At 34.0% G+C, this 14079-nt stretch carries 9 protein-coding genes; 7 read left to right on the top strand and 2 right to left on the bottom strand.

Features of this window, described 5'->3' with window-relative positions:
- The first annotated feature begins 671 nt into the window (after nt 1–671).
- The 3 genes from F0000_RS28085 to kdsA all read left to right on the top strand — a co-directional run bounded on the left by F0000_RS28085 (nt 672) and on the right by kdsA (nt 4908).
- The gene (locus F0000_RS28085; RefSeq protein ID WP_223148871.1) at nt 672–2936 is read left to right on the top strand and encodes a carbohydrate-binding protein; all 2265 of its coding nucleotides are present in this window, start codon (nt 672–674) and stop codon (nt 2934–2936) included.
- Nucleotides 2937–3219: 283 nt separating this feature from the next.
- Complete coding sequence (locus F0000_RS04610) at nt 3220–3951, top strand: CAP domain-containing protein (RefSeq protein ID WP_149623533.1); 732 nt, start codon at nt 3220–3222, stop codon at nt 3949–3951.
- A 138-nt stretch (nt 3952–4089) separates the two neighbouring features.
- Nucleotides 4090–4908 (top strand): 3-deoxy-8-phosphooctulonate synthase, encoded by an 819-nt coding sequence (kdsA, locus tag F0000_RS04605; RefSeq protein ID WP_149623532.1) that lies wholly within the window; start codon nt 4090–4092, stop codon nt 4906–4908.
- Here kdsA and F0000_RS04600 read toward each other — a convergent pair.
- Nucleotides 4895–5257, bottom strand: coding sequence for a DUF1801 domain-containing protein (locus F0000_RS04600; protein WP_149623531.1), 363 nt, complete (start codon nt 5255–5257; stop codon nt 4895–4897). The two genes, kdsA and F0000_RS04600, sit on opposite strands and share 14 nt — an antisense overlap.
- Nucleotides 5258–5447: 190 nt before the next feature.
- A complete protein-coding gene (locus F0000_RS04595) occupies nt 5448–6572 on the bottom strand; it encodes a LytTR family DNA-binding domain-containing protein (protein ID WP_149623530.1) in 1125 nt (374 codons plus the stop codon).
- 542 nt (nt 6573–7114) lie between these two features.
- Here F0000_RS04595 and F0000_RS04590 point away from each other — a divergent pair.
- The 4 genes from F0000_RS04590 (at nt 7115) to F0000_RS04575 (ending at nt 14078) form a co-directional block, all read left to right on the top strand.
- Nucleotides 7115–7549 (top strand): hypothetical protein, encoded by a 435-nt coding sequence (locus tag F0000_RS04590; protein WP_149623529.1) that lies wholly within the window; start codon nt 7115–7117, stop codon nt 7547–7549.
- Complete coding sequence (locus tag F0000_RS04585; protein ID WP_149623528.1) at nt 7542–8087, top strand: YceI family protein; 546 nt, start codon at nt 7542–7544, stop codon at nt 8085–8087. Before F0000_RS04590 ends, F0000_RS04585 begins: the two co-directional genes overlap by 8 nt.
- Before the next feature lie 76 nt (nt 8088–8163).
- Nucleotides 8164–8952: a DUF5777 family beta-barrel protein gene (locus F0000_RS04580; protein ID WP_255452616.1), complete on the top strand. Its 789-nt coding sequence runs from the start codon at nt 8164–8166 to the stop codon at nt 8950–8952.
- 479 nt (nt 8953–9431) lie between these two features.
- Nucleotides 9432–14078 (top strand): CHRD domain-containing protein, encoded by a 4647-nt coding sequence (locus tag F0000_RS04575; protein ID WP_149623526.1) that lies wholly within the window; start codon nt 9432–9434, stop codon nt 14076–14078.
- Nucleotide 14079: the final 1 nt, after the last annotated feature.

Below are 14079 nucleotides of genomic sequence, written 5' to 3'. Positions count from 1 at the left end.
TTTTTTATTAGATTTCAATGTATTCTGTATACTATCAAGAAAACGCCTCTTTTTTATTGAGAAAAACATTATTCAGATACTTTAATTTGTAATTCAAATATCGGTTTTTATAAAAACTCAGCCCCCGAATGATTAACGAATAAGAAAATATTCGTATTTTTACAATGATTTTGATAAATGTAAAACTAACGTTTATTATTACGTAAATCGCTACTATTGTAAACAATAACATAAACTCAATTACTATGAAACCAACTTCAATGACTTAATGATCTCATTTGATTATTTTTTTAACCTTTTATTCTTAAGTCCCCCCTCTAATAGGTTTATATAAGATAACCTAAGTGCTAAAGTCATCACTATTATTGCTGTACATATCTAAATTAAGTAGTTATTGCTTGTAACAGAACTATTCTCTGAAACAGTATGAAAAGGATATAAACTCCTTATTAATTAATGAAGACTTCTTGACAACAAAATCAAATGTAGGTCTTTTACTATGAAAAAAAATCAAGGAAACAACTTATTACAACCAACTATTGTTAATATAAAATATTGTTTAACAGCAGTATACATTTTTTTTTAAAACGTTAAATCACATTAACTACGCTTAGTTATACCTCATAGTATAATTATTTATAGCTAAGCCAACACAAACATTCTTACCCATTATGAGAAAACTCACACTTTTAATTTTAACCGCACTTTTGTGTAATTGTTACCAAAGCTCATACGCGCAAACACCAACTCCTCCTAACGGAAAAAGATGGGTTGCCGTCTCAGAACTTACTGATGAATTTAATGGTAATTCTATAAATAGCAGCAAATGGGATGACTTTCATCCGCACTGGGCAGGTAGACCTCCCAGCAAATTTAAAAAAGGAAATGCCTTTGTTGAAGATGGATATTTAAAATTACGCTCGACCCTTCTTAGAAATCCAAACTCTGTCAATAATCCGCTTAGTGATATTTGGGTAAACTCTGCTGCCTGTGTATCCAAAGGGAAAACTGCGAGGTCTGGCTATTACTATGAAGCCAGATTTAAGGCTTCTTCTCTTTCTATGACTTCTTCATTTTGGTTTAGAGTAGGTCAGTTTTCAGAAATAGATGTTATTGAACATATAGGAAATCCTTCCAGAGACAACAGACAGGATGACCTTCCTTTTGAGTATGCAGCAAATACACATTATTATGGCCCGCACAATGGCAAACCTAATAAAAAAGCTTCCTGGAGAATGCCTACCAGAGGGCGTGATGGTTTTCATACCTATGGCTTCTGGTGGAAAAGCCCAACAGAATTATTATTCTATTATGATGGCAGACAAGTAATGAGAATAGTTCCTCGCATTCCTTTTGACGAAAACCTTAAGATGGTTTTTGATACAGAAGTTTTTCCGTTTGCCCAAGCAGGTGTTCCTAATATAGGATTACCAAAAGTTGAAAACCTTAACAATAACGCAAAGAATACCATGCTCGTGGATTGGGTGCGTACCTATAAATTAGAAAATGGCAGTAGTACAATCCCGGTAACAGGAGTAAGTATCTCTGATAGTAATGTTACCTTGAATACAGGACAGATCAGAGACTTAAATGCAACAGTAAGACCTAATAATGCATCTAACAAATCTGTAAGCTGGTCATCCAATAACAATGCTATTGCAACGGTAAACTCCAATGGGTTAGTTACAGCAATATCAGAAGGTTCTGCAACCATTACCGTAACAACTGCTGATGGTAACAAAAAAGCTACAAGCCAAATAACTGTCAATGATAATACGCCACCTCCACCTCCATCAGGAAGTGATATTATTATTGAAGCAGAAACTTTTACAAATACTGATGGTACGTTTAATGATGCCAGTGCCGGCGGTCCTGGTCTTGGTATGAATGCTACAAGTACGGGGGTTAATTATGTAAATAGTGGCGACTGGTCAGAATATAGTATTAATGTGGCTAGTGCAGGTAATTATAATGTCTCGTATCGGGTATCTTCTCCTTCTGATAATGCTCAGATTCAATTATTAATAGATGGTACTGTCGTTGCTACAGATAATGTACGAAATAATGGTACATGGGATAATTATATCTCTTTGGTTTCATCAAGTACTATTACAAACTTAAGCGCTGGCAGACATACAGTCCGAGTAGTAGCTTCTGGATCAAACCCCTGGCAATGGAACCTAGATAAGATAATCTTAAAAAGAATAAGTGGAGGAGGAAACAGTTCTCAAACAGTGACGCTATCTCCTGTTAACGATAGCTATATGCAAGGTAATAACAATCAAAATAACACTTTAATCAGAATAGAAAGTGGAAAGAGAGAAGGTTACCTAATGTTTGACCTTTCTGGTATCAATGGAGCGATCACAGATGCAAAATTAAAATTTGAGGTCACTAGCGATGCTGGTAATGGTAATCTCACAGTACATAAAGGGACTTCGAATAACTGGAGCGAAACTAATTTATCAAACGGTAATAAACCCGGAGCCGGTGTATTATTAGGTTCGATAAATAAAACGTATTCGCTGAATGCCACAGAAACTATAAATCTTAGAGAAAATGATATTTCAGGAAATAGATTATCCTTAGTATTAAGACTAACATCAGGAAATGATTTTGCTTTTGCCTCAAAAGAACATAGCAGTAATTCATCTGCAAAATTAGTAATCTCTTACGCTTCTCAAAGAGCGTTTGAAGATGATATTAAAGAAGCTAATGAAATACTTAAAATTTATCCGAATCCTGTCAAAGATTTTGTTACTATAGACGGTCTTAATCAGCATGATATGATTACAATTTATGATATACTCGGGAGTAAAGTATTACAACTTGAAGCTACCTCAGAAAATGAAACAATTTCTGCTACTTCACTAACGCCTGGAATTTATTTTGTATCTGTTTTAGGAAAAAAGAGACTTCGATTCATAAAACAATAGTATTCATCAAGAATCTATTCTAATCATTCTATCCGTCCAGGTATTAATTAAAAAATCTGGACGGTTTTGTTTTTAATACTCCCGGTTTAAAATACTCAAACGAAATGAAATATTTTTTTAATAGACTAAAACCATTTCTGATTTTAGCCCAGAAGTAGCAAGCGTAGTTGAATTAAAAAACATTTGCATATGATTAACTTTAATTGACATCTATTTAACTTAACCCAAAGTACTACAGGAAAGGTTGTTTTCGTTTAAAACTTTAATGAAAACATGAACCATTATGAAACTATTAAATTTTCACACCATTATATTGGCAATATTTCTCTTGACTATTTTTCAAAATGGATATTCACAAACTAATGATGAAGCTATAGAGATGTTAAGATTAGTCAATGAAAGGCGTGCACAGGAAGGTGCGCAACCTTTACGATTAAACACAAATCTAAATAAAGCTGCTTTTAATCATTCTAAAGATATGGGAGATAATAATTACTTTAGTCATACGGGGTTAAATGGCTCTAATTTTAGTGAGCGCGCCATAGCCGAAGGATATACGGGATTTCCCCAAGGCGAAAATATTGCAGCAGGCGGTGCCACAGTAGAAGCTACTTTTCAACAATGGGTAAACAGTCCTGGACATTTAAGTAATATGCTAAACAAAGGTCATAATGAGATGGGCATCGGTCACGCTGCTGTTAATGGCTCACGGTATACGCACTATTGGACTCAGATTTTCGGAAAAGGCGATGAAACCTTATCTATTACTGACCATACAACAACTACTAGCATGGCAATATACCCTAATCCTGTTAAGGATAAATTACATATTAATATCAGCAATAAAATTCAGGTAACTACCGACTTAAATATTACAACTATAACTGGTCAAATAGTCTATAAAAGAACTATCCCGGTAAATGAAGACATCGTAGTAAACCTGAATCATTTGCCGCAGGGTATTTATTTCCTTACGATCCCTAATAATAAAGCTCTAAAAATCTTAAAACAATAATTCTATAACCCAAAAATCCATAATTTGTAAGCTCATTTTTCTTTTAGCAGAAACATATGTATTCGTTTTTCTGGAATCAAAATATGCCGGGTAAGCAAATCAGGAAAAGTGTATCTTTGCTTTTTTTACAAGAAATCTATGGAATTAGCAAAAATTAAAAAATTAAAAAATCTTGATGCCAATAACTTTTTCCTTTTGGCAGGTCCCTGTGCTATTGAAGGAGAGGAAATAGCTATGCGCATTGCAGAAAAAGTTGTAGAAATAACTTCTGAGCTAAAAATTCCTTATGTTTTTAAAGGGTCTTTTAAAAAAGCGAATCGTAGTCGTATCGATAGTTTTACTGGTATTGGAAATGAGAAAGCTTTAAAAATCCTGCGTAAAGTGGGAGAAACTTTTGAAATCCCTACAGTTACTGATATTCATGAGAATGAAGACGCAGTCATAGCTGCCGAGTATGTAGATATTTTACAAATTCCAGCTTTTTTGGTTCGCCAAACAGATTTGGTTGTTGCCGCCGCAAATACTGGAAAAACAGTGAATTTAAAAAAAGGACAATTTATGAGTCCCGAAGCGATGCAACATGCCGTAAGAAAAGTAAAAGATAGTGGTAATGACAAAGCAATGATTACTGATCGCGGTACGATGTTTGGCTACCAGGATATGATTGTAGATTTTAGAGGAATCCCTACAATGAAGCAGTATGGTACAACTGTATTGGATGTTACTCATTCTTTACAGCAACCTAATCAATCCAGTGGTGTCACTGGCGGAAGACCTGACATGATAGAAACGATAGCCAGAGCTGGTATTGCTACCGGTGTAGATGGCTTATTTCTAGAAACTCATTTTGATCCGGCAAATGCAAAAAGTGATGGAGCTAATATGTTAGATCTACAATATTTAGAAAAATTATTACGTAATTTAGTAGCTATCAGACAAACTGTTAATTCGTTATAAACTTTTCATTTTTATAGAGATTAGCCTGTTGTAACAGTTTTATAAAAACGATCTCATCTATCTGCGCTATAGAATTATATCGAATTGACATTACATATTTTCTTTTATCGGCTTCTAACTTATCTACATATTCTGTAAAATATTGCGCACTCCAAAACCCTACATCAACATATCCTTTGGTTACATTTAGATAACAAATAGGGCTTTTCCCTATATAATAAAAAGGAACTCTCCATTTAAAGAGTAATTCAACTTCTGGCAGTGTCGCTTCAATAATTACTTGTAAGTGCAGTAATATTGACCTAAACGGCTCTGGTTGGTTTAGAATATATTCTTCTGCAGGTTTCATATTTTAAAACTATACGATCGTTTTCTTATTATCAAATGTACTCAAAATTATATACACCTGTTTTACAAACTAAGTCGTTTAGAATTAATTGGTCTATCAAATTGATACTCATGATTTTTAGCGTATTATTTTTTTATAAACCTAACAACCATCAAATAAGATAAACTCGATTATTATTTGGCACACTAAACTACCTATCCAACCACTGTTTAAAAGCAGATGTTTTATTCTTGCCTATCACAATATCAGTTTCTGATACTGGTTTCATTTCAATTTTAAGAGCACTATTTCCATATTTTATAATCTTGTCAATAGCATAAATAGCGACAATAATCTGTCTATTAGCCCTGAAAAATAATTTTTCATCCAGAGAATAATATATTTGATCTAAACTTTCGCTTGCAGTTAGTTTTTTCCCATCTTTTCTAACGACATATGTTATAGAGTTTTCTAAATAGATATATGATATCTCCTCTACTGCAATTGGTCTTAATTCATTTCTTATATACGTGAGTAATCGTTGTTTTGGTAACTCTTTACTTTCACTTTCATCAGTATTCTGTATGGTGGTATCCCTTTTAATTTCTTTTAATTCAGTAAAGCTTTTTTGATAGGTTTCTAAGGATGTATTTAGTTTTGAAAGGTTTAATACTCCATCTTCTAATGTAGCTGTTTTTTGTTCAATTATCGTTTCGTAATAACTAGAGGCTATTCTGATAATCCCTAAGATGAATAATAATAATGCCAGCCCTAATACAAGACAGACCATTTGTAATTGCTTTTTAAAACCATCTTCTTGTAATTTTGTGTTTTTTATATTCAGATGTGCAGCAATAATCCAATCAGAATTAGGAATGGGTTTTATCATAATAATTTCTGAATCTATCAGTGCGTTTTGCTCCTTTTTGGTTTTAAACAATAGTTGATATAGCTCAGATCCTGTAATCACACTTTCTATATTCGAGATAGTATTACTTTTATGCATATCCTTTTCTCCTATCTTGGTAACATCCGGATAACTGACTGTTTTTCCTGACCAATCAAAAACTGAAAGAAAAATGTTTTCATTTTCACTGCCTGTGATTACTTTTTGAATAGTAGTTAGTATGCTTTCTTTTTTTAAGTTTTGTGATAAGGCTTCTCCACTTAGAATAGCTAATTGTTGTGTTTCCTTTTTAGCCGAATTGATCTCATTTTGTAATTGTGAAGTGATCCCGAATTTTATAATGGTTGGTATCACAAAAAAAGTAATTAATACCGCATATATTATTGCAAAACCCACAGTAGTATAAAAATATATTTTATATTTTTTCATTCTCTAAAAATGATTTTTTCAAGTTACTAAATTAATAATTGCAAGATATTTATAGCACTTACAATCAGTAAACTTTTTAGTAAGAATCTTTTGCCAGTTGTAATTTAAACAAACTGTTCTATGCTTTTCTGTTTTTAACTAATGTTTTCAATTAAAGCATCGATATAACAACAAGCAGCCTTGTATACGATTTATAACTAAAAATTTCGCATATTCATCGTTTCTTTTTCCTTTCTACTTCGTTTAAAAAATAAACCTTAGCTATAGCTATGCTTGATTTTTTTGCCTTGCATAAAGAAAAAATAATTCAATGAATTTATACGAATTTTTTAATCACAAATCGTAGTACATACTAGATACCTCAATTTATTAACACGCTTTGAAGGTAATATCGACCAATAAAAATTCAGGTTTAACCTTAATAATTCCATTTCGCCAACTTTAAATAGTTAAAACTATAGGAAATACCTATTTTTAAAATCTAGAAAACTTATACTTACTTAGTACATTTATAAACAGAAAAATGTTTTCTTTAAGTCATAATGAAAAAAAGAATAAAATATGGATTATTCCTACTATTAAGTTTAGTTTGTATTTGTTTTTTGTTAAAATATCTGATTTTTGATAGAGAGATGAAGGAAACTCAAGAAATACAGACCTACAAAGCTTTTCATGCAAACCAGTTATTATTAGAATCTAATCATAAAAACTTGAATCTGGAAAGCTTAATAGAGAAAGCTATAGAGATAGAAGGAGAAATAAAAGAAATAGTCTATAAGCACCACAAATATTCTTTACTTATAAAAGGAAATGAAAACAAGTTTTATATTTTATGCGAAATGCAAGCAGATCAAAATAGTAAGATTTCAAAACTCAAACCAGGAGAAAATGTGAAGTTGAAAGGTATACTGAAAGGATTTTTAATGGACATCATTTTATTAAATTGCATAATTTTAGATAAAGAGATCTATGAATAAACTTTTATCTTTGGTTACATTTATTATTTGTTTTGGTTTTACGGTTGAACATAAAGAATTTATTGAGAGACAAGGGCAAGTAACTTTTTTCTCTTATACATCAGTCGAAAACATACAAGCTACTAACAATCAAGTATTGAGTTTGTTTAATCCTACAACCAGTGAAATAGCAGTTAGCATATTAATGCGAGCTTTTGTCTTTAAAAAATCATTAATGCACGAACATTTTAATGAAAGTTATATTGAATCGGATTTATATCCCAAAGCAACATTTAATGGTTCGATTATAGATTTTGATCCAGATCAAAAAGAAACACAAACAAGAATTATTAAGGGTGATTTTACACTAAAAGATAGAACAAAACCAATCGAAATAAAAGCTAAAATTACAAGAACTGATATAGGATATACTATCGAGGGTAGCTTAGATGTTTTAATAGATGACTACAGTATTAATGTTCCTTCCTTATTATCACCCAATATTTCAAAAAAAATAGAAGTTTCATTCAATTTTAATTATGCTCCTTATGAAGAGTAAGTGTATAGTTTTTTTTCTTTTCTTGAGTATATCTACATATATAAAAGCTCAAAGTCTTTTAGATAAAATAAGCAATGTGGAAACCGAAAGTCGAGAATATGTAATGTCCACATTTAAAGGGACTCGTATATCCATAGGTCATTCTATAGAAACCCGTAAAAAGAATACGTTAGAAATTTCTTTTATGAGTCGTTATTGGAATGTTCCTGAAGAAACAAGTGATTCTTTTATTGCTGATAGAATGTGTACTCGTTTTGGTTTAGATTATGGAATTTCGGATAAATTAACGGTTGGTTTTGGCACCGGGAATCCCAATGGTATTTTTGATGGATACTTTAAATATCGACTAATGCAGCAAAGGGCAGATAACAAAGGGAGTCTTTTTGGCATCACCTTATTACAAACAGGTACATATAGATCTAGAAATATTCTCGGTATCGAAAAGCGCGATAGTTTTGGGGACAAATTAGCTTTTACTACACAAGTCTTAATTGCCCGAAAGTTCACAAGAAATTTTTCGCTTCAAATTTCACCAACATTTGTACATAGAACTTCTTCCCGATTTGATATCGATGATCACAATCAATTTGCGATAGGATTTAGTCCCCGATACAAAGTAAGTAATCATGTTTCATTTGTTTCTGAATATTATTATGTTGCAAATCCACTGGAATCCATAGATACTTATGGAGCTTTCGTTTTAGGAGTTAATTGGGAAGTCAGTAAATTGCTACTACAATTTAAAATGACAAATAATCAGATTTTTACAGAAGATGCATTTATTACGCAGACAGGGCAAAACTTTAATTTCAGAGATGGAAACTTCTATTTCGGATTTCATGCTACATATCATATACAGCTGTAATACCAATTCTGTTTTAGAAATACTCACGTAAAAAACTACATTTTTTATTTAACGTCTAGTCATAAATACAAGAAAATCAAGATATTGACATGACCTCTTTTTATTTTGAAGTATACAGGAAAAAGAGGCAAATTTAGATAGGTACTTTTAGATTGAGAATAACATCATTAACAATAGCGATGACTACTTACTCATATAGAAATTATCTTTTGATCTATGCAAATAAGAAGTTTTATATTATGACTATTCTTGTTTTTTTTAGTCCCTGTCTTTAATTTTCCATATTACTATCCAAAAAAGAGATTTTTATAACCACATCTTCCAAAACCCTTATGAAATAAGGCGTTATCAAAATTCCTTTTTAAAGCTTTTTTTTCCGTTTCACGCTATTTTAATTGCATTAAGGTCTATTCATCCATTTTATTTGTGCCATAATTAATGAACTCATCTTGTGTTCAATATAAAAAAATAATGAAAAAATGAAAAAGAATCTACTTTTCAAATTAGCCTTAATTATCCTTATAATATGTCCGGTATTACAAGGAAGAGCACAGGCAGATCCTGTTTTTACTACTTTGAATCCTTCTAGTCAAGAAGTCACTATTACCAATATTGGTAATGAGGCTGTTGATATAGGAAATTATCAATTATGTACCGATGGGTTTCGATATGATTCTGTTGGGTCACTTACAACAGAAAGTACCATGTTAGCATCGGGAGTTTCTATTAACGTAACGTGGAGTGATATTCCAACCACAGGAAGTGGTACATTAATTCTATTTACAGGTACTTCATTTGGCAGCAGTAATCCTGCTCAACTCAGAGATTACGTACGTTGGGGAACTACAAGTAATTTTAGAACTGCACAAGGGGTAACTTCAGGAAGGTGGAACCTTGAAACGGCTTCAGTTTCTTTTACCTGCGCTCCAGAAAATAATTCGGGAGAAATCAGTACTGGTGGTAACAGAGGAGGAAGTCCAGGAGCCTGGGGTGATGCCGATGCCGGGGTAATAGCTATTGATACCGATAGAACCAATACCTTAAACGTAAATGGCACAACCAGTATTGATGGAGAATTAGAAGTAACTATCTGTGTAGATGGGCGTCCCGATCCAATTGCTGTTACCCACCAAACAGATGCCACACGCTCTTATTTATACGTAATTACAGATAATAGTCCACAAGAAACTATTCTAAATATTGTTTCTTCAAATGAAATTAGCCTTGATGGTGCGGGTGCAGGAACATGTAAAATATGGGGATGGTCGTATTCTGGTTTAGGAGGTCAATCTGGTGCTCTTGCAACTTTTGGTGGTCGTCCATTACAAGACTTGAGAGATGCTGACTGTTCTGATGTTTCTAACCAGGCAATTACCGTGATTCGCGAAGAAGCTATCGGAGGTACTGTTGCAATCGATCTGGCTACTACCGGAAATCCAAATAACACTACTTCTTTTAATGGAGATACTGAAGCGGTTATCTGTGTCGATGGACGTGCAGATGGTTTAGTGGTTACTCATAATAATCCAGGAGCAGAGAATTTATCCTATCGATATGTAATAACAGATGCAACTACCGGTTTAATCCTTAATGTCGTTAATACCAATACCATTAGCCTAGATGGTGCAGGTGCGGGAACTTGTGAGATCTGGGGATGGTCATACAGAGGTGTAGAAGGGAATGGATTGAATCAGGTAGGTATGCCATTATCATCCTTAAATGATTTACCATGTAGTGATATCTCAGATAACAGCATTACCGTGATTCGCGAAGAAGCTATCGGAGGTACTGTTGCAATCGATCTGGCTGCTACCGGAAATCCAAATAACACTACTTCTTTTAATGGAGATACTGAAGCGGTTATCTGTGTCGATGGACGTGCAGATGGTTTAGTGGTTACTCATAATAATCCAGGAGCAGAGAATTTATCCTATCGATATGTAATAACAGATGCAACTACCGGTTTAATCCTTAATGTCGTTAATACCAATACCATTAGCTTAGATGGTGCAGGTGCGGGAACTTGTGAGATCTGGGGATGGTCATACAGAGGTGTAGAAGGGAATGGATTGAACCAGGTAGGTATGCCATTATCATCCTTAAATGATTTACCATGTAGTGATATCTCAGATAACAGCATTACCGTGATTCGCGAAGAAGCTATCGGAGGTACTGTTGCAATCGATCTGGCTGCTACCGGAAATCCAAATAACACTACTTCTTTTAATGGAGATACTGAAGCAGTTATCTGTGTCGATGGACGTGCAGATGGTTTAGTGGTTACTCATAATAATCCAGGAGCAGAGAATTTATCCTATCGATATGTAATAACAGATGCAACTACCGGTTTAATCCTTAATGTCGTTAATACCAATACCATTAGCTTAGATGGTGCAGGTGCGGGAACTTGTGAGATCTGGGGATGGTCATACAGAGGTGTAGAAGGGAATGGATTGAACCAGGTAGGCATGCCATTATCAGCATTAGATGAACTACCATGTAGTGATATCTCAGACAACAGCATTACCGTGATTCGCGAAGAAGCAGACGGAGGTACCGTTGCTATTGATGTTACAAATACAGATAATGCAGGAGGAACTACTGTGATTACCAATGAAAATTCTGCAACGATTCTGGTAGGTGATGCAATTGGTAATCCAATCGAAGTAACACATTCTAATCCATTAGCAGAAAATTTATCATACAGATATGTAATCACTAACGAAGACGCTTCAGAAATTCTTAATATAACACCATCATCAACTATAGATCTTGAAAATGCAGGATTGGGAACCTGTCAAATTTGGGGATGGTCCTATAGAGGACTTGCTGATAATGGGGCTTCATTTATAGGTAGTCCGTTAGCAGATCTTCAGGCAGTTGATTGTTCTGATATTTCTGATAATGCCGTAACAGTGATTAGAGATAATATGGCTGCAGTAACAGAATTTACAGCGGTATTGAGCGGAACACAGGAAAACCCTATTGCATTGACAACAGCTTATGGAACTATTAGCGCTACCTTAACAGGTACTATGTTAGTTGTGTCTGGATCATTTACAGGATTAACTTCTGATTTTGATGCAAATGTAGCTGGTGGTGCTCATATACATAAGGCAATTGCAGGTCGTAATGGAGGTGTGGAATTATTATTAAACACTACTGTAGATCCAAATCTGAGAGGCGGAACCTATGAAGCTGCTAATAATACATTTATGCTTACTAATGAACAATTAGTTGCGTTAAACACCCGAGAATTATACATTAATATTCATTCTGAAGCTTTTCCGGGAGGTGAGTTAAGAGGTCAGATATTACCAAATTCTGATCAATATTTGCAAGCAAACTTATTAGGAAGCAATGAGGTACCCTCTATTAGTACAGAAGCTAGTGGTAACCTGGTTTTTGAACTGGCAGGAAATGTATTGACTGTTTCTGGATCTTTTGATGAATTGACAGGAGATGTTGCTGTAGATTTAGCTGGAGGAGCTCATATTCATGATGCTGTTGCCGGTCGTAATAGCGGTGTGATTTTTGTTTTAGATCTAACATTAGATCCTGATAATAGAGGAGCTATAATAGAAGCAGCAAATAATATTTTTACATTAGATGCCAGTCAAATGACTACTTTAATGAGTCAAGGTAATTATGTCAATGTACACTCTGAAGCATTTAGAGCAGGAGAAGTAAGAGGTCAGATTACCCCGATTTCGTCTGCTATATTCAGAGCAGAATTAACAGGAGCTCAAGAAGTACCAGCAATAAACTCTACTGCAACAGGTCGTATCGTTTTAACACACGATGGTCAAGGAAACATATCCGTGAGCGGTTCATTCAATAACTTATTAGATGATCTGAATACAGCGCTAGCAGGAGGCATCCATTTACACCCTGGTCTTGCAGGAACAAATGCAGGTGTAGACTTTGTCCTATCTCCAACAGTATCGGCAGATAATAGAAGTGCAGTATTATTACCAGCAGATAATACATTTGCATTCTCTCCAGAGCAGATAGAAACTTTATTTAGTAGAGGATATTATGTAAATGTTCACAGTTTAGAATTTCCTTCTGGTGAGTTAAGAGGTCAGGTATTGCCGTTTGCTAACACATATTTAGGAACTAATTTAGCTGGTGAAAATGAAATCCAACCTGTAGTGACAGAAGCGATTGGAAACATTCAATTCGAAATCACTGGAAATCAATTAGTAGTTACAGGTGGATTTAGCGGACTAGACGGCGATTTTGACGCTACAGTTGCTGGTGGTTCTCATCTACATATTGCAGATGCTGCTAATAATGGAGATGTAACTATCTTATTGAATGCGACTGTTGATCCTGATTTAAAAGGAGGTGTTTATCATGCCATTGATAATACTTTTATACTAGATGATGCTCAAAAAGAAAACCTGTTGAACGGACAAGTATATGTAAACATTCATACTACAACAAACGCAGCAGGAGAGTTAAGAGGACAGATATTGAGAGATGATAATGCTTTTCCGGCTGCAAGTGCAATAACATTTCCGGCAGATAATACTTCTGTAATCATTGATGGTGACATAAATACACCATTTACTGTGAATTGGAGTGCTGCAACAGATGTAAACGAAGACCTGTTAGTATACACTTTTCAACTTGCAACAGATGCTGATTTCAACAATTTATTACTTAATGCTAAAGTAGGTACTAGCTTAAGTCTTGAGTCTAACAATCAGGAGATCAATACGATTTTAGAAAATGCCGGAATAGCCATTGGTGACTCTGCAATATTATATCACAGAGTGTTAGCATCAGACGGAAGTGTATCTACACCATCAGCTCCATTTACAATTACCATTACCCGGGATGCCATCCTAAGTGTTGAAGAATTCGAAAATGCAGCTAATTTTAGTGTATATCCTAACCCTGCAAATTCTATCATTAATCTTAGAAGCGGTTTAGATCAAATATTCAACGTGGCTATTGAAATATATGATATCTCTGGTAAGAGAATTTATAATAACACTTCAGACTTGAATAGTACATTACAAATTAATGTTTCATCCTTTGAATCTGGAATGTATTTATTGAATATTACAGATAAAGAGAGTAACACTACTGTCACCAAAAGATTAATTAAAAAATAAT

The sequence above is a fragment of the Aquimarina sp. RZ0 genome (genome assembly GCF_008370685.1).
Taxonomy (GTDB): domain Bacteria; phylum Bacteroidota; class Bacteroidia; order Flavobacteriales; family Flavobacteriaceae; genus Aquimarina.
This window is presented reverse-complemented; position numbering and strand designations above follow the sequence as displayed.